The 20,916-nt window shown below is 72.9% G+C and carries 18 protein-coding genes; 5 read left to right on the top strand and 13 right to left on the bottom strand.

Going from position 1 to position 20,916, the window contains the following annotated elements; genetic code table 11:
* The first annotated feature begins 143 nt into the window (after nucleotides 1–143).
* The 3 genes from ACFVYL_RS05965 to ACFVYL_RS05955 are packed head-to-tail and all read left to right on the top strand — an operon-like array spanning nucleotide 144 to nucleotide 1,629.
* On the top strand, nucleotides 144–383 hold the full coding sequence (locus ACFVYL_RS05965; RefSeq protein WP_389713165.1) for a hypothetical protein: 240 nt from the start codon (nucleotides 144–146) through the stop codon (nucleotides 381–383).
* Entirely contained in the window at nucleotides 380–949 is a 570-nt protein-coding gene (locus ACFVYL_RS05960; protein ID WP_389713164.1) for an RNA polymerase sigma factor, read from the top strand. Before ACFVYL_RS05965 ends, ACFVYL_RS05960 begins: the two co-directional genes overlap by 4 nt.
* Nucleotides 946–1,629, top strand: a complete 684-nt coding sequence (locus ACFVYL_RS05955) for a hypothetical protein (protein ID WP_389713163.1) — start codon at nucleotides 946–948, stop codon at nucleotides 1,627–1,629. Before ACFVYL_RS05960 ends, ACFVYL_RS05955 begins: the two co-directional genes overlap by 4 nt.
* Nucleotides 1,630–1,701: 72 nt before the next feature.
* Here ACFVYL_RS05955 and ACFVYL_RS05950 read toward each other — a convergent pair whose 3' ends face one another.
* From ACFVYL_RS05950 to ACFVYL_RS05925, 6 genes are all read right to left on the bottom strand, one after another.
* Nucleotides 1,702–3,999 carry a xanthine dehydrogenase family protein molybdopterin-binding subunit gene (locus ACFVYL_RS05950; protein ID WP_389713162.1) on the bottom strand — a complete coding sequence of 766 codons (2,298 nt, stop codon included), beginning with the start codon at nucleotides 3,997–3,999 and terminating at the stop codon, nucleotides 1,702–1,704.
* Nucleotides 3,996–5,888 carry a 2Fe-2S iron-sulfur cluster-binding protein gene (locus tag ACFVYL_RS05945; protein ID WP_389713161.1) on the bottom strand — a complete coding sequence of 631 codons (1,893 nt, stop codon included), beginning with the start codon at nucleotides 5,886–5,888 and terminating at the stop codon, nucleotides 3,996–3,998. Before ACFVYL_RS05945 ends, ACFVYL_RS05950 begins: the two co-directional genes overlap by 4 nt.
* Nucleotides 5,885–6,790 (bottom strand): FAD binding domain-containing protein, encoded by a 906-nt coding sequence (locus tag ACFVYL_RS05940; protein ID WP_389713159.1) that lies wholly within the window; start codon nucleotides 6,788–6,790, stop codon nucleotides 5,885–5,887. The genes ACFVYL_RS05945 and ACFVYL_RS05940 overlap by 4 nt, the downstream gene beginning before the upstream one ends.
* 354 nt (nucleotides 6,791–7,144) lie before the next feature.
* Nucleotides 7,145–8,770, bottom strand: a complete 1,626-nt coding sequence (locus ACFVYL_RS05935; RefSeq protein ID WP_389713158.1) for a beta-N-acetylhexosaminidase — start codon at nucleotides 8,768–8,770, stop codon at nucleotides 7,145–7,147.
* A gap of 99 nt (nucleotides 8,771–8,869) precedes the next feature.
* Entirely contained in the window at nucleotides 8,870–9,166 is a 297-nt protein-coding gene (locus tag ACFVYL_RS05930) for a DUF3039 domain-containing protein (protein WP_389713157.1), read from the bottom strand.
* 15 nt (nucleotides 9,167–9,181) lie between these two features.
* A complete protein-coding gene (locus ACFVYL_RS05925; RefSeq protein WP_389713156.1) occupies nucleotides 9,182–10,378 on the bottom strand; it encodes an MFS transporter in 1,197 nt (398 codons plus the stop codon).
* A 129-nt stretch (nucleotides 10,379–10,507) separates the two neighbouring features.
* Between ACFVYL_RS05925 and ACFVYL_RS05920 the strand changes: the two genes are divergently transcribed.
* Nucleotides 10,508–11,404, top strand: a complete 897-nt coding sequence (locus ACFVYL_RS05920) for a LysR family transcriptional regulator (protein WP_389713155.1) — start codon at nucleotides 10,508–10,510, stop codon at nucleotides 11,402–11,404.
* Here ACFVYL_RS05920 and ACFVYL_RS05915 read toward each other — a convergent pair.
* The gene (locus ACFVYL_RS05915) at nucleotides 11,377–11,976 is read right to left on the bottom strand and encodes a YqgE/AlgH family protein (RefSeq protein ID WP_389713154.1); all 600 of its coding nucleotides are present in this window, start codon (nucleotides 11,974–11,976) and stop codon (nucleotides 11,377–11,379) included. The two genes, ACFVYL_RS05920 and ACFVYL_RS05915, sit on opposite strands and share 28 nt — an antisense overlap.
* A gap of 253 nt (nucleotides 11,977–12,229) precedes the next feature.
* Here ACFVYL_RS05915 and murA point away from each other — a divergent pair, with 253 nt between their 5' ends.
* The gene (gene murA / locus ACFVYL_RS05910) at nucleotides 12,230–13,576 is read left to right on the top strand and encodes a UDP-N-acetylglucosamine 1-carboxyvinyltransferase (protein WP_389713153.1); all 1,347 of its coding nucleotides are present in this window, start codon (nucleotides 12,230–12,232) and stop codon (nucleotides 13,574–13,576) included.
* A 94-nt stretch (nucleotides 13,577–13,670) separates the two neighbouring features.
* On the opposite strand, the gene ACFVYL_RS05905 is transcribed toward murA, so the two are convergent.
* From ACFVYL_RS05905 to ACFVYL_RS05880, 6 genes are all read right to left on the bottom strand, one after another.
* Nucleotides 13,671–13,952 carry an HU family DNA-binding protein gene (locus ACFVYL_RS05905; protein WP_016645140.1) on the bottom strand — a complete coding sequence of 94 codons (282 nt, stop codon included), beginning with the start codon at nucleotides 13,950–13,952 and terminating at the stop codon, nucleotides 13,671–13,673.
* Between the two features lie 297 nt (nucleotides 13,953–14,249).
* On the bottom strand, nucleotides 14,250–15,680 hold the full coding sequence (locus ACFVYL_RS05900; RefSeq protein ID WP_389713152.1) for an NAD-dependent malic enzyme: 1,431 nt from the start codon (nucleotides 15,678–15,680) through the stop codon (nucleotides 14,250–14,252).
* Nucleotides 15,681–16,084: 404 nt separating this feature from the next.
* Complete coding sequence (locus ACFVYL_RS05895; protein WP_389713494.1) at nucleotides 16,085–18,490, bottom strand: HelD family protein; 2,406 nt, start codon at nucleotides 18,488–18,490, stop codon at nucleotides 16,085–16,087.
* A gap of 109 nt (nucleotides 18,491–18,599) precedes the next feature.
* Nucleotides 18,600–19,391 (bottom strand): anti-sigma factor family protein, encoded by a 792-nt coding sequence (locus ACFVYL_RS05890; RefSeq protein WP_389713150.1) that lies wholly within the window; start codon nucleotides 19,389–19,391, stop codon nucleotides 18,600–18,602.
* A complete protein-coding gene (locus tag ACFVYL_RS05885; protein ID WP_361723814.1) occupies nucleotides 19,388–19,969 on the bottom strand; it encodes a sigma-70 family RNA polymerase sigma factor in 582 nt (193 codons plus the stop codon). Before ACFVYL_RS05885 ends, ACFVYL_RS05890 begins: the two co-directional genes overlap by 4 nt.
* A gap of 223 nt (nucleotides 19,970–20,192) precedes the next feature.
* Nucleotides 20,193–20,786, bottom strand: coding sequence for a CGNR zinc finger domain-containing protein (locus ACFVYL_RS05880; protein ID WP_389713149.1), 594 nt, complete (start codon nucleotides 20,784–20,786; stop codon nucleotides 20,193–20,195).
* Between the last annotated feature and the right edge of the window lie 130 nt (nucleotides 20,787–20,916).

Here is a 20,916-nt window from a genome sequence, read left to right as displayed (position 1 = left end):
CCGGCCCCTCTCGTGCGGCCCGTCGGAACTCCGGTTCCGGCGGGCCGTGCGCCTCTTCGCGCCGCGCGTCCGTGAAAAGAAACCCGTACGGGTAGTACCCGTTTCCGGCGCGCCGGGGGACGTACAGGGTGACGGAGTTGGGCGTGAGACGAGGATGGTGGTTCCAGGTGCTGGAATCGGTGGGCCCCGGCGAGGCCGCTGCCGCGGTGGCCGCGCTGGCGGGGCTCTGCGCGACGGTGGTCCGTGGCCGGGTCGCCCAGGCCAGGGAGCGGCGCCGGGCGATGGCCGAGGTCGCCAAGGCGTTCTCGGCGGGCGGCGGCCCCGCGCGGGTGCGCCAGGAGATGCGCGGCGACCAGTGGTCCCTCGACCTGGACCGCGAATGAGCGGCGGCGGGCCGGCCGAGGACGGGGCGGCCGGTGCCCGCGCCTTCTACGACAGGCAGCAGCCCAAGCTCCTGACGTTCGTGGCCCGCCGCATCGGGGACGCCGAACAGGCGCAGGACGTCTGCCAGGAGGCGTGGAAGGCGTACTTCGTGGGGCTGCACCGCCGCGGCCCGTGGGAGAAACCGGTGGGCGTGCTCTTCGCCATCGCCAACAACAAGGCGCGGGACTTCTGCGAGCGGCGCGGCAGACTCCCGGCCCCCATGGAGGGCGAAGACCTGACGACGCTGGCCCACTGCATGGACACCGGGCCCGACGGTCAGCACGACGCCGATCGCAGGGTGGACCTGGAGAAGGCGCTCGCCACGCTGACCCAGCGCCAGCGCGAGGCGCTCCATCTCCGCTTCGTCGACGACCTCACGGTCGGCGAGGCCGCCGAGATGATGGGCATCACAGGGGATGGGATCAAAGGGCTCCTGCGGCGGGCGCTGGACGGACTGAACCGCACACCCTGCTTGGACTCCTACCGGCCGGCGACCCCCGTCGAGCGCCAGGAGGTGGGCAAGTGAAGCGCAACCGTGAACTGCACGACCACGAGGCCCCGACGCCGTCGGATCTCACCGCGGGCTTCGACGCGGTCATGGCCGACCTCGACCGTGCGTCCGCCCACGAGCTCGACGCGCTCGCACTTGAGGCCGAGCGAGTGGAGATCGGCCTCTCCGCGTACGAACTGGGCATGGAGCACCTGGCCCGCGGGACACGCGGGAAGGCACTGGACTGGCTGGAGAAGGCGAGCCGACGCGGCGTGACCAGCGCCGGGCGTGTCCTCGACGACCTCCTCCGCGACCGGGACGTCGACATCGAGCGGCCGTCTCCGGCGCCTGCCGAGAAGGAGGCCGCGGCGATCCGGGACGCCGCGCTGAAGAAGGCCGAGCAGCTGCTCGCGGCGGTCGAGCAGGAGAAGGAGGTCATGCTCAAGGAGGCGCACGCAGAGGCCGCCGAAGTCCGGCGGAAGGCGGACCAGGCATACAAGGCCCTGCAAGGGGCCGTGCAGGAGCTCGCCGTGGTGACGCGGCGCCGCGAGGACATCGACTCCGAGATCAGCCGCGTCCAGGACGTACTGGAAGCCCTGGAGTCCTTCGAGGCGCCGACCGGCACAGGCGGGTCCGGTACCGGTACCGGCTCCGGTGGCCGTGCGGCGGACGCGGCCGGGGCGAGCGAGGTGTCGGCGACGAGTACGCGCCGCTAGGCGCCGTCGCCTCCCCTGCTCCCGGTCTCATTCGAGGGCCGGGAGCGGGGGCCGGAGCAGGAGCCGCCCGCGTCACGTCGCGACGGCCGCCTGCGGGCGGATCGGGAGGCGGTTGACCGGGCGGCCCGTCGCCGCGCGGACCGCCGAGGCGATGGCCGCGGGGGACGCCACGACCGGGGCCGCACCGGCCGCCTTCGCGCCGAAGGGGGCCACGACGTCCCGCTCCTCGACCAGCTTCACGATGCGGATGTCGGGGGTGTCCAGGGCCGTCGGCAGCGCGTAACCGGTCAGGTCGGGGTGGCGGACGATGCCGCGCGGGGTGCGGAGGTTCTCCGTGAGCGCCGCGCCCACGCCCTGGGTGACGCCCGCCTCGATGCGGGCCCGCAGCTGGGCGGGGTTGAGGACGCGGCCCACGTCCTGGGCGACGGCCAGTTCCACGACCCGCACGGAACCGATCTCGATGTCGACGTCCACGACCGCGCGGATCGCGCAGAACGCCATGCCGACGAAGGCGTCGCCCTGCCCGGCCTCGTCGAGCGGCTCGGTCGGGTGGGGGCGGCACTGGGCCGTGGCCCAGAGCTCCTTGCCCTCCAGGGCCTCGGTCACGGTCGTGGAGAGCACGCCGTCGTACGAGGTGATCTTGCCGTCGGTGATCTGGAGCAGCTCCGTGGACATGCCGAACTTGTGGGCGAGGGGCTGGAGGAGCTGGGTGCGGACCATCTTCGCGGCCCGCTCGACCGCGCCGCCCGACACCCAGGTGTGGCGGCCCCGGCAGCTCGGGCCCGCCGGCGGCTGGTCGGTGTCGACGGGGGCGACCCGCACGTCGTCGATGCCGAGCGTCTCCTGGACGATCTGGCGGGCCAGCGTAGTGAAGCCCTGGCCGGTCTCGACGGCCGCGCAGATCACCGTCGCCGTGCCGCCGTGCACCTTCACCGTGGCCGTGGAGACCTCGTCGGTGCCCTCGGCGCCGAGGAGCTGGACCATGCCGAGGCCGTAGCCGACGCCACGGCGCACCGCGGCCGGATCACCCGCGCCCTCCGGGCCGCCGGGCAGCAGCCACTCGTCCTCGGGGGTGTCCTTGGGCAGGTCGGGCAGTGGGAAGTCCCGTACGGCGGCGAGGAGTTCGGCCACCGGGGCCGGGCAGGTCACCGTCTGGCCGGTGGGCAGGATGTCGCCGGTCGCCATGGCGTTGCGCAGCCGCAGCTCCGCGGGGTCGACCCCCAGCTTCTTGGCGATCTTGTCCATCTGGGCCTCGTACGCGGCGCACACCTGGAGGGCGCCCTCGCCCCGGACGTGCCCGGACGGGGGGTTGTTCGTACGGACCGCCCAGCCCTCGATGAAGGCGTTCGGCACGACGTACGGGCCACAGGCGAAGGAGACGGCCGCGGCGAGCGCCTCCGACGACGTGTCCGCGTACGCGCCCGCGTCGAGCAGGAGCTGCGCCTCCACCTTGACCAGGCGTCCCTCGGCGTCCGCGTGGTGGCGGTAGCGCAGGAGCGTGGGGTGGCGGTGGGCGTGGCCGAGGAAGGACTCCTCGCGGGTCGCGGTGAGCTTGACCGGGCAGCCGGTCCGCAACGCGAGGAGACCAAGGGGAAGTTGGAAGCTCGCGTCCTCGCGGTCGGCGGTCGCGCCCGGCACGCCCGTGACGACGACCTTCACGTGCTCCGGGGCGATGCCGTAGCAGGCGGCGGCCCGGTCGCGGTCGGCGTGCGGGTCGGTGGAGGCGATGTACAGCTCCACGCCCCCGTCCGGGCGCGGCACCGCGAGGCCAGCCTCCGCGCCGATCGGCGCCGGGTCCTGACGCCCGATGCGGTACAGGCCCTCGACGACGATCTCGCCCGCCGCCTCCGGGTCGCCGTGCCGCAGCGGGATGTGACGGATCAAGTTGCCGTCGGGGTGCAGGGGTTCGGCCTCGAAGGCCTTCTCCGGGTCGGTGACCGGTTCGAGGATCTCGTACTCGACGATGACGGCGGCGGCGGCCATCCGCGCGGTGTCGGGGTGGTCGGCGGCGACGGCGGCGATGGCCTCGCCGTGGTGGCGTACGACATCGGAGGCAAAGACCGGCCGGTCGGCCGTCCGGCGACCGTGGAACGCCTCGCCAGGGACGTCCTCGTGCGTGACGACCGCGCGCACCCCCGGCATGTCGAGGGCGTGGCTGGTGTCGATGGAGACGATGCGGGCGTGCGCGTGCGGGGAACGCAGCACCGCCGCCCACAGCAGGCCCTCGGCCCACAGGTCGGCCGCATAGGGGAAGGTGCCCTCGGTCTTCACCCGGGACTCCGCGGACGGCAGCGACGAGCCGACACCGTGCGGCGGCTCGGTCCCCTCAAGGGCGGCGGGCGTGGTCGCGGTGGTGGCTTCGGTGCTCACGCGTGGCCTCCGTCCTGGCCGCCGTAGGGGCCCTGCGGTCCTTCGGGTCCTGGTGCGTCGTACGGGCCCGCCTGGTGCGGGATGCGGGCCGTGGCGCCGTGCTCCTCATGCGCGGCAGGCTCGGCGGGCTCGGCCGCGGTCGCGGACGCCTCGCGCTCGGCGACCACCTCGCGCACGGCGTCGAGCACGCCGCGGTAGCCGGAGCAGCGGCAGAGGTTGCCGCACAGCGCGCGGCGGGCCTCCAGGTCGCTGGGGGCGGGATTGCCCTCAAGGAGGTCGTGCACGGTCATGGCCATGCCCGGTACGCAGAAGCCGCACTGCACCGCGCCGCACGCGGCGAGCGCGCGCTGCACGTCGGAGGGCTCGCCGTCGGCGGCAAGGCCTTCGACGGTACGGACCTCGCTGCCCGCGGTGGTCGCGGCCGGGACCAGGCAGGACGCGACGAGCCTGCCGTCCACCTGGACGTTGCAGGCCCCGCACTCGCCCTGCGAACAGCCGTCCTTGGCGCCCGCGAGACCGAGCCGCTCCCGCAGGACGTAGAGCAGGGACTCGCCGATCCAGGCGTCGGTGACGGGACGGTCGGTGCCGTTCACACGCAGGACGTAGGAGACGAGGGGGTGGTCGTCGTGGAGGGGGGTGAGGGTGGTGGGGGCGGGGTCGCCGGGTTCGGCGGTGACGGTGTCGGTGTCGGTGTCGGCGACGACCGGCTCGGCGTCGGCGGTCTCGGGGACCTCGGCGGCCTCGGCAGCCTCAGCGGTCTCGGTCACCCCGGGAGCCTCATCGGCCCCATCGGTCTCTTCGACCTCTGCGGTCTCGGGGGCCGCTTCGACCTCGACTGCCTCGGCAGGCTCGTCCGAAGGCTCAGCCTCCGCGACGGGCTCCTCCACGGGCTCCTGGATCGCCTCGTGGACCGGCTCCTGGACCGGCTCGGCGGCGGGCGCGTCCTCGGAAGGAATCCGGATCGCCCGCAGCAACTGCGTCTTCTCGAACCGGCTTTCCGGCTCGGAGGACTCCGGTGAAGGGGTCTCCGCAGGCGCCTGCAGCGTGTCGTGCGTGGCGTGCTGGGTGGCGTGCTGCGCGTCGTGCGCGGCCTGAAGCACCTCCGGAACCGCCGGAGCCGCCGGAGCCGTATGCAGGGCTTCCTGCGCCTGCGCCCCCCAGGGCGCACCGGCCCCCGCAGCCGTCGCCCACGGCGCGGGCGCGCCGCCCGGCAGGGTAGCGGGAGGCGTGCCGCCCCACTGGGAAGCGAGCGACGAGGCGGTGAACTCACCCGACTCGTCCGGAAGATCACCCTCAGCGACCGGGATCGACCACTGGCCGGTGACGTCGGAGTGCTGCGGCTCGTGCGACTGCGGATCATTCTGATGCAGCTCGTGCTGCTGCGGCTCGTGCTGCTGCGCCTGCTGCCCGTACTGGTGGCCGTAGTCCTGCTCGTACGCCTGACCCCGCTCGTACGCCTCGCCCTGCTCGTACCCCTGCCCCTGCCCCTGCTCGTACCCCTGCCCGTACATCGGCGGCTGCGCCGCTTCCGCCTCGGCGAAGTCCCACTGGCCGGTCGCCCGCGGGTCGTACCCGTGGCTCTCCGCCCCGTGGCTCTGCTCGGGGGCGGCCGTGCCCGCCTGGGGCCAGCGCACCGCGTGTCCGCCGCCGGGCGTACCCGTCACCTCGGGCGGCATGACCCACGCGCCGGTGGCCGCCGGGTCGGTGGCGTCCGCGGTGGTGGGGCTGACCGTTATCTGCGGCGGCACGTAGCCGTGTCCCGGCGCGGCGAGCGGGGCGTCCAGCATCCCTTCGGGGAGCTGCACGAACGCCGTGGCGTCGGAGTCGTACTCGCCCTGCGGATGCGGCTGCCAGCCGCCGCCGTTGTGGGTGTTCTGGTCGTCGCTCACGACAGCGCCCTCCCCAGTGCTCGTCGGGCCAGCGCGGCTACGGTGCGCCGCAGGTGCAGTACGGCGGGCGACAGCGGGCGTTCGGTGCCGTCGGCCGCCGGGGGCTGCTCGGGGATGCAGGCGGAGGCCACGTACTCGCCGAAGGCGGTGACCGCCTCCGGGACGAGGCTGCCCCGCCCGCCGTCCCAGTCGATGAGGGAGGCGACCCACTCCTCGGCCTCCAGGGGCCGCAGCGGCATCGGCGCGATGGCGCCGACCGCGCAGCGCACGCCGCGCCGTGCCGGGTCGAGGACCAGCGCGACGGAGGCCGTCGCCCGGCCGGGGCCGGTGCGTCCGGTCGCCTTGAGGAAGACCTGGGGGGCGTGCAGGAGCGGCACCCGCACGAATCCGATGAGCTCGCCGGGACGGAGCATCTCCCGGCCGGCGAGGAGGTGCGAGACGGGGATCTCGCGGCGCGCGCCGCCGGGTCCCGCGATGATCAGGACGGCTTCGAGGGCGGCGAGGACGGGCAGCGCGTCACCGGTGGGCGCGGCCGACGCGATGTTGCCGCCGAGGGTGCCCGCGTTGCGGATCTGGGGCGGTCCCGCGGCGCGCGCGGCGGCGGCCAGGGCAGGGATCAGCGCGGCGAAGTCGGGGCGGCCCATGCGCGCGTGCGTGAGACCGGCGCCGAGCAGGGCGTGGCCGTCCTGGTACTGCCAGCCGCGGATCTCGCTGATGCGGCCGAGGCCGACGAGGGCGGTGGGGCGCAGCTGTCCCGAGTTGACCGAGGCCATCAGGTCCGTGCCGCCGGCGACGGGCACGGCGGCGGGCATGGCGGTGAGCGCCGCCACGGCCTCGTCCAGCGTGGCGGGCAGCTTCACCGAATGCGGTGTCTGTGCCGCCTGCGGTGCGTGCGTGCTCAAAACCGGCTGCCCCTTCCCGATGTCCGGCCGCCTGCTCCACGTACGACGTGTATGTGAAGTGCTCGCCGTTTCGCGACGTGTCACCGTTACGCCTGTTCCGCCGTACGGTACGTGCTCACAACCCGGACGTGGCAACTCTGGCACATCTTCGCCGGGCCCCGACGCGGGGGTCCGCTAGGAGGCATTCGTCCGTAGTCCGGGGGGATGTGCCGGTTTCGCAGGCCCTCACCGGTGGGCGGGAATTGCCCCGGTCCGCCGCTGCTCGGGCGGCTTCGCCCGCCGGGCGACCCACGGCCTCGCCGGCGGCCCGCGCTCGTGGCGCGGGCCGCCGGAAGCACCCACCCGGGGGGTGTCTCACACGTTCGGGGGCGCCCCTTCGATCGGGCGTCCGAGCACGCCCGGTCGCTGCTGTCGCGGCAAAGGACCGCTCGGCGGGCGGTAGTCGACGCCCAGGGCGTCAAGTCGCGCGTAATGCGTGGTCATTCGGCGCTCGAACTCCGCGAAGTCCCGCTCGGCCGGTGCGGGCAGCTGGCGCCACGCCACCTCGCAGAACGCGGCGAGGCGCGGGAACACCTGGTAGTCGACGCGCCCTTGGTGCTCCATCACCTCGGTCCAGACGTTGGCCTGGGTGCCCAGGACGTGGGCCGCCTCCTCCTCGGTGAGCTCGGCCGGAATGGGCTCGAAGCGGTAGACGTCCTCCAGGGTGCGGATGAACCCGATGGGCATCGGCTCGTCGGGGCCGCCGTGCTGGCGGTGGTCGAAGTACACCTGCTGCTCGGGGCACATGACGACGTCGTGGCCGGATTTGGCCGCGGCGACACCGCCCCGGTAGCCGCGCCAGGACGCCACGGTCGCGCCCTCGGCGAGGCCGCCCTCCAGGATCTCGTCCCAGCCGATGAGGCGGCGGCCGCGGGCGGTGAGCCAGCTGTCGAAGTGCCGGATGAACCAGCTCTGCAGGCCGTCCTCGCCCTCGACGCCCAGCTCCTTGATGCGGGCCTGCGCGGTGGCCGACGCCTTCCACTGGTCCTTGGGGCACTCGTCGCCGCCCACATGGATGAAGGTGGAGGGGAAGAGGTCGAGGATCTCCTCGAAGACCCCTTCGTAGAACCGGAGTACGTCCTCGGTCGGGGCGAGCACGTTCGGGCTGACGCCCCAGGTGTCCCAGACGGTGAGCGCCTCGGTGTCGATGACGTCGGCGTTGCCGAGGTGCGGATACGCGCTGATGGCGGCCTGCGAGTGGCCCGGCAGGTCGATCTCCGGAACGACGGCGATGTGCAGGGAGTCGGCGTACGCGACGATCTCGCGGATGTCGTCCTGCGTGTAGTACCCGCCGTGCGGGCGCTCCTCCCAGAGCGGGGACGCGCGGTGGCCCCACTTGGAGCGGGCCCGCCACGAGCCGACCTCGGTGAGCTTCGGGTGGCGCTTGATCTCCACGCGCCAGCCCTGGTCGTCGGTGAGGTGGAAGTGGAAGACGTTGAGCTTGTGCGCGGCGAGCAGGTCGAGGTAGCGCAGGACCCCGTCCTTCGGCATGAAGTGCCGCGACACGTCGAGCATCATGCCGCGCCATCCGAAGCGGGGGGCATCCTCGATGACGCCCGCCGGGACGGAGTGCTCGGCGCCGGGCCGCAGTTGCGAGCGGCGGTACGCGTCGGGGCCGAGGAGCTGGCGCAGCGTCTGGGCGCCCCAGAAGACACCGGCGCTCGCGCCGCCCCGGATCTCGACGCGGTCGCTGTCGACGGTGAGCCTGTACGCCTCCGGCTCCAGGGAGTCGTCGACGCGCAGGGAGAGGGAGTTGGCCGCGCCCTCGGCGCCGCCGGTGAGCGGCAGGCCGAGCGCGGGGCCGAGGGCGGCGCGCAGCCACCGCTCGGTGGACTCGGTGCCGGGGCCGCCGTGGAGGGTGGTGGAGGCGTCGATGACGAAGGAGGAGCTCTGCGTGGCCTCGGCGCGTGCGGGCGCCGGGATGAGGTGCTCAAAGGTCATGGAACCGTAGGCTGTCACGCGATTGCACAACGCAAAAGGGGCGTTGCGGCACGCGCAACGCCCCTTGGGCGAAGAGGTCTCACAGGGTGTCGAAAGGGACTACTTGTTGCCGTCCTTGCCGCCCTTGTCCTTGTCGCCGCCGGCGTTCATGGACTCGTAGATCTCCTTGCACATGGGACAGACGGGGTACTTCTTCGGATCGCGGCCGGGGACCCACACCTTGCCGCAGAGCGCGACGACGGGCGTGCCGTCGAGCGCGCTCGCCATGATCTTGTCCTTCTGGACATAGTGCGCATAGCGCTCGTGGTCGCCGTCACCGTGCGACACCTGCGGCGTCGGCTCTACGAGGGTCCCCGTACCTGCCCCGCGCTCGGGCTCGGGCTCTAGAGTGCTCATAAGGGTCAAGGGTACTCACGCGCGCCGCGCCCCGGCAGCGGCAGGCTCACGATGCCCCGGCCCGCGCCCGGCGCGCCCGCCCCGCGTTGCGCACAGGTGCAGCACGAGTCCCGCCCCCGCCACCGCGGCCGCCGCCCACGGCAGATCGCGCGGCGCGAGGCCCGCGGAGAGGGCGAGCCCGGCCACCGCCGACCCGACCGCGCTGCCCAGATAGAGCGCCGAGTTGTTGAGCGCGAGGGCGACCGTGCCGCGCTCGGCGCGCAGGGCCAGGAGGCGGTGCTGCTGCGGGACTTGGAGCGCCCAGCCCGCGGCGCCCCACAGGACGAGCGCGGGGAAGGCGGCGGCGCCGAGCAGCGGGAGCGCGCCGACGGCGAGGACCAGGGCCGCCATGAGCCCGCCGACCAGGGCGACCGCCTTGCCCGTACGGTCCACGAGTGGTCCCGCGAGGACGCTGCCGATGACCCCGCCGATGCCCCAGGCCCAGAGGTAGGGGGCGACGCCGCCCTCGCCCACGCCGCCCGCGGAGTCCAGGACCGGCGCGAGATAGGTGTACAGGCCGAGGCTCGCGATCGCCCCGAGGAAGGAGACGCCGACGACGGGGAGGACGCCCCGGTCGGTGAGCGCGGCGAGCCTGGCCCGCGCGGGCACCGGCGGGTCGGCGGGCACGTCCGGCAGCCACGCGGCGAGTCCGGCGAGCGCGAGCGCCCCGAGTCCGGTCACGCCCCACATCGTGGCGCGCCACCCGGCGTGCTCGGCGAGCAGCACGCCGATCGGCACCCCGAGCACCGTGCCCGAGCTCATGCCGCCCATCACCAGGGCGAGCGCACGGCCGCGGCGCTCCCCGGGCACGAGGGCGGCGGCTGCCGCGGTGGACAGCGCGGAGTAGACGCCGGCCCCCGCTCCCGCGACGGCCCGGGACAGGAGCAGCACGGCGAGGCCCGGCGCGAGGGCGGTCAGGGCGTTGCCGAGCGTGAAGACGCCGAGCGCGCCGATGATGAGCGCGCGGGGGCGTACGCCCGAGGCCAGCCCCGCGACGAGAGGCGCGCTCACCGCGTAGGCGAGGGTGAAGACGGTGACCATCTGCCCCGCGAGGGACACGGTCGTCCCCAGGTCCCCGGCGACGACCGGCAGCAGTCCGGCCATCACATAGGCATCGAGCCCCAATGTGAAGGCCCCCAACATCAGCAGCCACACCTTGCGCACGCCACTCATCTCCCTCGTACGTCGTGCCTCTTGCGTCACGCCTCTTGACCGGCAGGAACAGGAACCGGAGAGGGGAAACGTAGGGAGCCTCCGTATCGCGGGGGAAATGCCTCCGGCGCCCATTTATGCTGGGGCGGCATGGATCACGAACGCGCCCCGGCGCCACTCCTCGACGCCGTCGAGCTGCGGCATCTGCGGGGATTCGCCGCCGTCGCCGACGAGCTGAGCTTCACGCACGCCGCCGACCGGCTCCGCATCGGCCAGCCCGCGCTCACCCGGACGGTGCGCGCCCTGGAGGAGGCCGTCGGCACCCGGCTCCTGGAGCGCACCACGCGCCGCGTCACCCTCACCGACGCGGGCCGCCGGCTGCGCGACGACCTCACCCCGCTGCTGACCCGCCTGGACGCCACCCTGCGCGCGACCCGCGCCGAGCCGCCCCTGCTCCGGCTCGGCTTCACCTCCGTACTGCCCGAGGCCTGCGTCGGCCTCACCGCCGCGTTCAAGGCGGCGACCGGCGCGGGCGTGCGTCTGGTGCGGCGCGACGCGCCCCTGGCCGGGCTCGCGTCGGGCGCGTGCGACGTCGCGGTCGTCCGGGGCGACCCCCCGCCCGGCACCGCGGTCCGCTCACGGCTGCTGCTGCACGAGCCGCGCATCGCGGTCGTCGCGCGCGGCGCGGCGGAGCTCGCGGGCCGCCGCGTCGTGGACTGGTCGGAGCTGGCGGAGTTCCCCCTGGTCGTGAACACCGTCACCGGCACGACCCGCCCCGACCTGTGGCCCCCGGACCGCCGCCCCCGGCTCGCCTGCACCGCCGACAACTTCGACGAGTGGCTGGAGGCGGTCGCGGCGGGGCACGGGATCGGCGTGGCCCCCGAACCAGTGGCCCGCAGACACTCCCACCCCGCGCTGCGCCGCGTACGCCTGAAGAACGCCCCGCCCGTCGCCGTGCACCTGGCCGTCCCCACGCGCGACGCCCACCCGCTCGCCGAGCGGTACCTGCGGGAGGCCGATCAGTTCAGCGACGGGTCGTCCGGATAGGTGGCGACCATCGCGAGCTCGCTGCGCTGACGCCTGAGCACCGCGCGCCACAGCCGCTCCGGGTCCGGGGACGAGACGTCGCCGGGCTCGGACTCGACCACGTACCAGGCGCCGTCCACCAGCTCGTCCTCCAGCTGGCCCGGGCCCCAGCCCGAATAGCCCGCGAAGATCCGCAAGGAGCCGAGGGCCGCGGCGAGGAGCTCCGGCGGGGCCTCCAGGTCGACGAGGCCGATCGCGCCGTGCACGCGCCGGAAACCGACCGGGTCCTCCCGTCCCGCGCGCGAGCGGGCGCCCTGCGCGGCCCCCTCGTCGCCCGGGATCACCGCGATCCCGAGCGCCGAGTCCAGCGAGACGGGCCCGCCCTGGAAGACGACGCCGGGCGCGCCCGCCAGGTCTCCCCAGCCCTCCAGGATGTCGCCCACGCCCACCGGGGTCGGACGGTTCAGGACCACGCCGAGCGAGCCCTCCTCGTCGTGGTCGAGGAGCAGCACCACCGCGCGGTCGAAGTTGGGGTCCGCCAGGGCCGGTGTGGCCACGAGCAGCCGCCCTGTGAGCGAGGACACCTCGGTCATGGTGCACATGATCCCGCATCTTTGCCCTGCGCGGGGAGCCAATGGGCATACCGGAGTGAATGCAGCTCAGGGGCCGGAGGGGCAGGTGGAGCGCATGGAAAGGGCAGTGACCCGGAGTGTCCGGTTCCGCACGGTTCGTGTTGTGGCGAACTCATGACCCGTTCCAGGCGCCCTTGGCCTTACGGAAGGGGGGTACACGGCCATTACGCTTGGCCCTTTGGTCCCCTGTCCATCCAATCGGAACGCGAGATTCATGACCGTCACCGGCACCGAAGACGTACTGCTTGTCCATGGCGGAACCCCGCTGGAGGGCGAGATCCGTGTCCGCGGCGCGAAGAACCTCGTGCCAAAGGCCATGGTCGCCGCGCTGCTCGGCAGCGCCCCGAGCCGGCTGCGCAACGTCCCCGACATCCGGGACGTCCGCGTCGTACGCGGCCTGCTGCAGCTGCACGGCGTGACGGTCCGCCCCGGTGAGGAGCCGGGCGAGCTCATCATGGACCCGTCGCACGTCGAGAGCGCGAATGTCGCCGACATCGACGCCCACGCGGGCTCGTCGCGCATTCCGATCCTCTTCTGCGGCCCCCTGCTGCACCGGCTGGGCCACGCCTTCATCCCCGGCCTCGGCGGCTGCGACATCGGCGGCCGGCCGATCGACTTCCACTTCGAGGTGCTCCGCCAGTTCGGCGCGACCATCGAGAAGCGCGAGGGCGGCCAGTACCTGGAGGCCCCGCAGCGGCTCCGCGGCACGAAGATCAAGCTGCCGTACCCCTCCGTCGGCGCCACCGAGCAGGTGCTGCTCACCGCCGTCCTCGCGGAGGGTGTGACCGAGCTCTCGAACGCCGCGGTCGAGCCGGAGATCGAGGACCTGATCTGCGTCCTGCAGAAAATGGGCGCGATCATCGCCATGGACACCGACAGGACCATAAGGGTCACCGGTGTCGACAGCCTCGGCGGCTACACCCACCACGCCCTCTCGGACCGCCTGGAGGCCGCCTCGTGGGCTTCCGCGGCCCTGGCGACCGAAGGCAACGTCTACGTCCGCGGCGCCCAGCAGCGCTCGATGATGACGTTCCTGAACACCTACCGGAAGGTGGGCGGTGCCTTCGAGATCGACGACGAGGGCATCCGCTTCTGGCACCCGGGCGGCTCGCTCAACGCGATCGCCCTGGAGACGGACGTGCACCCCGGTTTCCAGACCGACTGGCAGCAGCCGCTCGTCGTGGCCCTGACGCAGGCCGCGGGCCTGTCCATCGTCCACGAGACGGTCTACGAGTCGCGCCTCGGCTTCACCTCCGCGCTCAACCAGATGGGCGCGCACATCCAGCTCTACCGCGAGTGCCTGGGCGGCTCCGACTGCCGCTTCGGCCAGCGCAACTTCCTGCACTCGGCGGTCGTCAGCGGCCCCACGAAGCTGCAGGGCGCCGATCTGGTCATCCCCGACCTGCGCGGCGGCTTCTCGTACCTCATCGCGGCCCTCGCGGCGCAGGGCACGTCCCGCGTCCACGGCATCGACCTGATCAACCGCGGCTACGAGAACTTCATGGAGAAGCTCCAGGAGCTCGGCGCGAAGGTCGAGCTCCCGGGCAGGGCGGCGCTCTAGTTTCCAGCCCGGCCGGCGTTTGAGGCCATCTTTCAGCGGTGTACGAAAGGGGCGCCACCCGAACCGGGTGGCGCCCCTTTCAGCTGCTAAAGGGTTACTTTCCCTTCGCCGCTTCCTTCAGCTTGGAACCAGCCGAAACCTTGACGCTGTAACCGGCCGGGATGTTGATCGGCTCACCGGTCTGCGGGTTGCGGGCGGTGCGAGCGGCACGGTGGGTGCGCTCGAAGGTCAGGAAGCCGGGGATGGTGACCTTCTCGTCGCCCTTGGCAACGATCTCGCCGACGGTCTCGGCGAACGCGGCCAGCACGGCGTCGGCGTCCTTGCGGGTCACCTCTGCGCGGTCGGCCAGCGCGGCCACCAGCTCACTGCGGTTCATGTTTGTACTCCCGTGTTCTTTTGCCGTTGAGGCGTGCCACGCGGCAGGGCCGCATGATGGGCACAGCGAAGACGATGCTGCCAGGGTCCTCGGACAGTCCCCGGACCCGGGTCTGACGTCAGACCCTCGCGCCCGATTACGCATCCTGCCCCCACCTGCGGCGGGAAAGCCAATCCGGCGCCCTTGGGGGGCACACGAAAAGCGTCCGCCGCCCCTGAATGGCGGGGGGCCGGGGGCTTGCTGCCAAGCCACCCTAGAGGGGCCTTTCGGGCCCGGGTTCAGCGACGCGCCGTGCCGCTAGGCCGTGGCACCCGTCACAGCGGCTCCCGCGGCCTTCGCGGCGGTGCGCACGGCACCGGCCACGGCGCCCGCGACCTTGTCGTTGAAGACGCTGGGGATGATGTAGTTCCGGTTCAGCTCGTCCTCGGCGACGACGTCCGCGAGGGCGCCCGCGGCGGCCAGCATCATCTCGGTGTTGACCGTACGCGACTGGGCGTCCAGGAGGCCGCGGAAGACGCCGGGGAAGACCAGCACGTTGTTGATCTGGTTCGGGAAGTCCGAGCGTCCGGTGGCCACAACTTCCGCCGTCTGGCGCGCGATGGCCGGGTCGACCTCGGGGTCCGGGTTCGCGAGCGCGAACACGATGGCGCCCTCGGCCATGGCGGCGACGTCGTCGCCGTTCAGCACGTTCGGGGCCGACACGCCGATGAAGACGTCGGCGCCGACGACGGCCTCCTTGAGCGTGCCGGTGAGGCCCTCGGGGTTGGTGTTGTCGGCGATCCAGCGCAGCGGCGAGTCGGCCTCGTGGGAGACCAGGTCCTCGCGGTCGGCGTGCACGACGCCGTGGATGTCGGCCACCACGGCGTTCTTCACACCGGCGGCGAGCAGCAGCTTGAGGATGGCCGTGCCGGCCGCGCCGGCGCCCGACATGACCACGCGCACGTCGCCGATGTTCTTGCCGACCACGCGCAGGGCGTTGGTGAGGGCGGCGAGGACGACGATGGCCGTGCCGTGCTGGTCGTCGTGGAAGACCGGGATGTCGAGGGCCTCGCGCAGCCGGGCCTCGATCTCGAAGCAGCGGGGCGCCGAGATGTCCTCCAGGTTGATGCCCGCGAAGCCGGGGGCGATGGCCTTGACGATCTCGACGATGGCGTCGGTGTCCTGGGTGTCCAGGCAGAGCGGCCAGGCGTCGATGCCCGCGAAGCGCTTGAAGAGGGCCGCCTTGCCCTCCATGACCGGCAGCGCGGCCTTCGGGCCGATGTTGCCGAGACCGAGCACGGCCGAGCCGTCCGTTACGACCGCAACGGAATTGCGCTTGATGGTGAGGCGGCGCGCGTCCTCGGGGTTCTCGGCGATCGCCATGCAGACCCGGGCGACGCCCGGGGTGTAGATCATGGAGAGGTCGTCACGGTTCCTGATGGGGTGCTTGGACTGCATCTCGATCTTGCCGCCGAGGTGCATCAGGAACGTACGGTCGGAGACCTTGCCGAGGGTGACACCCTCGATGGTGCGCAGCTGCTCGACGATCTCGTCGGCGTGCGTGGTGGAGGACGCCGCGATCGTCACGTCGATCCGCAGCATCTCGTGGCCGGAGGCCGTGACGTCGAGGCCGGTGACCGAGCCCCCGGAAGACTCGACGGCCGTGGTGAGCTGGGAGACCGCTGTTCCGCTCGCGGGCACCTCCAGCCGGACCGTCATCGAGTAGGAGACGCTGGGCGCCGTTGCCATGGCCGACTTCCTCTGCTTTCACCTTGTAGCTCTTGCCGTCCGATGGTCGCACCTACCGCCGAGTACGTGGTAGTCGCCCCGGATTGAGAACGTTGTGTTCACCGGCCAGTGCGCTGCGTTTTCGGAAACCTGTTTCCACCATACGAGAAGTTGAACGAAACAGAAAGAGGCCCACGTCACTCGGTGACGTGGGCCTCTCTCATACGTTCATGACACCGACCCGCCATGCTCGCCTCGCGGCAAGTGGTCGCTCGTAGCGACGAAGGTTGGGCCCGGGGGCTTGGATCGGGCCGGTGCCACATCCAAGGTAACAAACGATCCCCGTAAGGCAATTCCCGTCCCGTAAAGCCGCTCCGGTCAATCTCGCGGCGACTCCACGACCCGGCATCGGAGCCGCTCCGGGATCAGTCCCTGAGCAGATCCGCGACCCCGTTCGCGTCCGGGTCGTCCCGCTCCCCCGACAGGACCGTGAGCTGCTGCGTCGCCCGCGTCAGCGCCACGTACAGGACCCGCAGGCCCGCCGGGGACTCGTCGGCGATCTCCGCGGGCGAGACGACGAGCGTCGCGTCGTACTCCAGGCCCTTGGCCTCCAGACTGCCGAGCGCCACCACGCGCCCCCCGAGCCCCGCGAGCCAGCGGGCCGCCTGTTCGCGCCGGTTCATCGCCACCACGACGCCGACCGTGCCGTCGACCCGCTCCAGGAGCCGGGCCGCCTCCTCGCGCACGGACGCGCCGAGGTCCCCGTCCCGTACGACGCAGAAACGCGGCTCCACCCCGGTCGAACGCACCGCCGACGGGGACTCGGCGCCCGGCATCGCCAGGGCCAGGACCCTGGCGGCCACCTCCGCGATCTCGGCCGGGTTGCGGTAGTTGACGGTGAGCGTGAAGCGGCGGCGCGGGCGGGTGCCGAGCGCCTCGTCGCGGGCCTCGGCCGCCTCGTCCGGATCCGACCAGGACGACTGGGCCGGGTCGCCGACGACCGTCCAGGTGGCGTGCCGGCCGCGGCGGCCCACCATCCGCCACTGCATGGGGGTGAGGTCCTGCGCCTCGTCGACGATGACGTGGGCGTACTCGGTGCGCTCCGCCGCGAGGCGCTCGGCGCGCTCGCGCTGGGACTCCTCGCGCTGCGGCATCAGCTCTTCCAGGCCGGTGAGCAGGTCGAGGGGGTCGAGTTCGCGCTTCTTCCTGGGCCGGTGCGGGGTGCCGAGGATCGCCTGGAGCTCGTCGAGGAGCGCCACGTCGTGCACGGACAGGGCGTCGCGCTTGAGGGAGCGGGCGACCTTGCGGACCTCGCCGGGGTTCAGGACGCGGCGGGCCCAGCGGCCGAGGCGCCGCTCGTCGCCCATCGCGGCGAGCACCCCGCGCGGGGTGAGCTCCGGCCACCAGGCGTCCAGGAAGCGGATGAAGTCGTCCTCGGACGAGACGTCGTCGTCGAAGGAGGAGCGGAGTTCGGCGGCGAGTTCGGGGTCCGTGTGGCGGCCCGCCGCGCCGGACTGGGACCACAGGGCGTCCAGGAGGAGCTTGCGGGCGCGCGGGCGCAGGAGGTTGACGGGGGCGGTGCCGCCGAGGGCGTTGCCGCGGATACGGTTCAGCTGCCCCGCGTCGAGTTCCAGGCGGCGCCCGAAGGCGACGACGCGCAGGCGGGTGGGGGTGCCGTGGGCCTGCGTCCGCCCCGTACCGGCCTCGTCCGTGTCGTCACCCTCGTCGCCCTCATCGCCCGCATCGCTCACGTCGCCGAAGGACAGCTGCCCCTCGGACTCGCGCGAGCGCCCCCGCGGGGCCGGTACCGACCCGCTCTCCAGCGCGCCGCGCGCCGCCTTCCTCAGCACCTTCAGCATCCGGGACGAACCCTTGACGCGGGCCACCGCCGGAGAGTCGTACACATCGGCCTCCACCCCGTCGACCAGGGAGCCGACCGCGCGGATCGCGACCTGGCCCTCCTCGCCGAGGGACGGCAGGACGCCCTCCGTGTAGGCGACCAGGAGCGGGGTCGGGGAGACGATGAGGATGCCGCCCGCGTACCGGCGGCGGTCCTGGTAGAGCAGGTACGCGGCGCGGTGCAGGGCCACCGCCGTCTTGCCGGTGCCGGGGCCGCCCTCCACGTACGTCACCGAAGCGGCGGGCGCCCGGATCACCATGTCCTGCTCGGCCTGGATCGACGCCACGATGTCCCGCATCGAGTGGCTGCGGGCCTGGCCGAGCGCGGCCATCAGGGCGCCGTCGCCGACCACCGGGAGCTCCTCGCCGTCGAGGCGGGCGGTGAGCTCCGGGCGCATCAGGTCGTCCTCGACGCCGAGGACCGTGCGGCCCTTGGAGCGGATGACGCGGCGGCGCACGACGCGGCCGGGGTCGACGGGGGTCGAGCGGTAGAAGGGCGCGGCGGCGGGCGCACGCCAGTCGATGACCAGCGGCGAGTAGTCCGCGTCGAGGACGCCGATCCGGCCGATGTGCAGCGTCTCCGCGATGTCCGCGTACTTGCCGCTCTCGTCCTCGCGGACGGCGCCCTCGGCGGGCTCCACCGCCGTGTAGGCGCCGTCGGGGCCCTTCTTGCCGTCCTTGCCCTGGAGCAGGTCGATGCGGCCGAAGAGGAAGTCCTCGAACTCGTTGTTGAGCCGGTTGAGATGGACACCCGCCCGGAAGACCTGCGCGTCGCGCTCGGCGAGCGCGCCCGGCGTGCCCACCTGGGAGCGCTTGGCGGCGTCGTTCATCAGGAACTCGGCCTCGTGGATCTTCTCCTCGAGGCGCCGGTAGACCTGGTCGAGATGGTCCTGTTCGACGCTGATCTCGCGGTCGCGTGTGCCTGACGGCATTACTGCGTTGACGTCGGCCACCGAGGCCCCTTTCGCACCGTGCTGCTGCCCGTACCGAGCAGCCGTCCACCTTAGGCGAAAGGGGCCCCTCCTGTGCACTTGTCGCCCGCTACACCGCCACCTCGACCAGGCGCTTGCCGTCGAACGTGGTCACCTCGAAGTGGTCGATGTCGTTGCGGTCCATGGCGGCGCCCCCGTGGACGTACAGCGGGCCGCGCGCCCATTTGTTCGGACTGTCCTTGATGCCGTACCCCCACTCGGGCACCGACCAGCTGGTGACCGTCTCCTTCTCGCCGTCCTTGCCGACCGCGATCAGCGAGCACTTGAGCGGCCCCTTGACGTTCTTCAGCTCCAGGACGGCGTGCGTGCCCCACGCCTTCTCCTCCGTGCCGACCGTGGCGCTGACCTTCGTCGACGGGTCCGTGCCGCGCGATTTTCGCGACATGTGGTGGAAGAAGGCGTCCTCGGCGGGGCTGGTGGGGTGCGGATCGGCCACCGCGTCCTTCGAGCCGCCGCCGTCGCCGGTCAGCGCGAGAACGGTGAGCGGGCCGCCGACGATCAGTACGGCCGCCGCCGCGACCAGGTACAGGCCGCGCCTGCGCCGGCGCTCCCGGTGGCCCGCCACCTCGTCGGCGAGGCGTTCGGCGAGGCGGGGGCCGGGCCGGGTGCCGAGCGGCTCGGCGGGCGCCGGTACGCCGGGCGGGCCCGCCGCGAGCGCCGCCAGCATCGGTTCCATGCCGGAGAACTCCTCCAGCTGGTGCCTGCAGGCGCCGCACCCGGCGAGGTGCTCCTCGAACCGGGTGGCGTCCGCCTGGTCCAGGATCCCGAGGGCGTAGGCGCCGACGGTCTCATGGAGTTCGTCGTCCCGGCGCGCGTCGTGGTGGCCGTGGGCCCCGGTCATGTCGTCACCCCCCGCTCCTCCAGCGCCAGCTTCATCGAGCGAAGTGCGTAGAACACCCGTGAACGCACCGTCCCGCTGGGTATACCCAGCGTCTGGGCCGCCTCATTGACCGTACGCCCTTTGAAATAGGTTTCGACAAGTACCTCCCGGTGCGCGGGAGTCAGGTCCTCCAGTGCGTCCGAGAGAGTCATCAGCCACAGCGCCCTGTCGATCTCGTCCTCCGCGGGAATGACCTCCAGTGGCGACGGGTCGACCTCCTGCGGCCGGGCCTGCCGGCTGCGGTGGCCGTCGATGACGATGCGCCGTGCGACCGTCACCAGCCAGGGGCGTACCGAACCGGTCGCCCTGTTGAGCTGACCGGCGTTCTTCCAGGCACGGATGAGCGTCTCCTGCACGACGTCCTCGGCGCGCTGGCGGTCACCCGCCACCAGCCGGAGCACATAGGCGAGGAGGGGCCCCGCGTGCTCGCGGTAGAGGGCGCGCATCAGCTCCTCGTCCGGGCCCGGGGGCCGGCCGAGGCGATGCCGGTGCGGCTGTGGGCGCTCATCGGCCACGGCGGAATCCTTGCGCACGCGCACCTCCGGTGTCCGCGCTTTGGCGCGGTCGGGCGGGTCTCACGTCGGAGGTACGTACGAGGGGCGACGGGCGTTCAACGCCCGTGTACGTTCCTGGTCGCGAGGTCGCCCCGCCCCGCCTGTCCCGCCCGCCTCGCGTGTCCCGTCCGCCTCGCCTGTCCCGTCCGGGGCCCTGCTCACGTACGGGGACCACGTACGGGGCTCACGTACGGGGTCACGTACGGGGTCACGTACGGGCGAGCGCGGCCCTTCGGCGGTGTCTGGCCACCCGTTCGCGGTTGCCGCACACCTCGCTGGAGCACCAGCGGCGACGGCGGCCGCGGGAGGTGTCGAGATAGACGAGGGGGCAGGTGTCGCCCTCGCACTGGCGGAGCAGGGCGCGGGCCACCGGGTCGGTGAGCAGGTCGACGGCGTCCCGGGCGACCGCGGCCAGGAGCCCCGGACAGCCGGGGTCGCCGCGCAGCACGCGGACCAGGGTGCCGTCGGGGGCGCGCACCGCGCAGGGGGCCGGGGGCGCGGCGGCCGCCAGCGCGTTGACGCGGTCGAGCGCGGCGGCGGTGACAGCGGGCCCGTTCTCGATCTCGCCGTACACCAACTGGGCCACATGGCCGCGCAGTTCACGGAAGGCCGCGAGCCAGTGCGGCCCCGCGCCGGGCAGCGGGGCGCCCGGCGGGACGAGGCCGGCGCCCGCGAGCCAGCCGCGCAGTCTCTCCACGGAGTAGAGCCGTTCCACGGGATGGTTCGTCGCCACGAGGTCCAGGCAGCTCCGCCCGGAGTCGAATCGCAGCTCGTACGGGGCCGGGGCCGGGCCCAACGCCATGCGTCTGTCACCGCCTTGGGGGTCACCGGTGAGGGAATGCCGTTGCGTACCCCTACAGTGCCCTTCCCCGGGCAGGTCCGGAACCCGGCGTACCAGGTTGCCCGCAGAAGCGTTCCCCTCCGCGGCACGA

The organism is Streptomyces sp. NPDC058308 (assembly GCF_042880275.1).
Taxonomy (GTDB): Bacteria; Actinomycetota; Actinomycetes; order Streptomycetales; family Streptomycetaceae; genus Streptomyces.
This window is presented reverse-complemented; position numbering and strand designations above follow the sequence as displayed.